Source organism: Colwellia sp. BRX10-1 (assembly GCF_014077545.1).
Classification (GTDB): Bacteria; Pseudomonadota; Gammaproteobacteria; order Enterobacterales; family Alteromonadaceae; genus Colwellia_A.
The window spans coordinates 1-249 of sequence record NZ_JACGWC010000143.1 but is presented as its reverse complement, the minus strand read 5'-3'; the positions used below and the strand labels follow the sequence as shown (position 1 = coordinate 249).

Here is a 249-nt window from a genome sequence, read left to right as displayed (position 1 = left end):
TTCACCACAGTGATATCTATCAAATAAAAGGAGAAAGTTACCGAAAAAAACAAGCTATGCAACTAAATTCAAATACCGGCCAAGTTAATTGACGCCAACCGGACAAGTTAGTTGACGTCTAATAATGCGGGTATTGCGCCTGTAATTGAACGTAGCGGTAAGAAAATGTGGACACATTGGCGGTACAGTTGCCCTACTTTTTTAAGGCAAACTTTTGTGGAGTGGGCTGGGTTTTCAATACGCTATTCA

At 40.6% G+C, this 249-nt stretch carries 1 pseudogene; it reads left to right on the top strand.

From position 1 onward, the window contains the following. Positions 1-123: 123 nt before the first annotated feature. Positions 124-249: pseudogene (locus H4J75_RS20335) on the top strand (transposase); the annotation flags it as partial.